Source organism: Vibrio sp. 1580 (genome assembly GCF_033340055.1).
Window position 1 is genome coordinate 1 of sequence record NZ_JAWOVT010000474.1, and the last position, 591, is coordinate 591.

General features: G+C 45.3%; 1 protein-coding gene. It reads right to left on the minus strand.

Annotation, left to right across the window (positions count from 1 at the left end):
- Nucleotides 1–591: HAMP domain-containing protein (locus R7093_RS26670; RefSeq protein WP_318147207.1), on the minus strand; the 591-nt coding region annotated here is incomplete at both ends.

Here is a 591-nt window from a genome sequence, read left to right on the forward strand (position 1 = left end):
CATGCCATGTAGCGGTGTACGCAATTCGTGCGAGGTTGTTGCGAGGAACTCATCTTTCAGTTTATCAGCCAGTTGCAACTCATCATTTTGCTTCTGAATCAGCTTGATGTTGCTTTCAAGTTCTTCGTTTTGCTGTTTAATGGTTTGGATTTTTTCTCGAATCGAGCGCTGCATACGTTCGAAGCTGATAGCCAAGCGACCGATTTCATCTTTACGTTCGGTATTGAATGTCGTTTCGTCGAGGTCGCCAGCGGATACTTTCTCCGCCGCCCAAGTCAGCTTCAGCAGTGGTGATGTAATGAAGTTGGACAAATAATGCGATGCAATCACCACAAGAATGATCGCGATTAGCATGGCGATAACGAAGAGTTTTTCCAGTTGATGAATGCGTGAAAACGCCTCTTTTTCTGGAAGTTGAACCACGAGCGCCCATGTAATGCCGCGTGTTTGAATTGGGGCAAATGCAGCGATAATTTCTTCGCCAAGTCCATTGGTGTAGGTGCCAACGTCGGTTTGGACCGCTAAAGCTTTATCGATGACTTCAAGACTGTTTTGAATACTGTCTTGCTTGGTATTAATCGTACGTGGTTT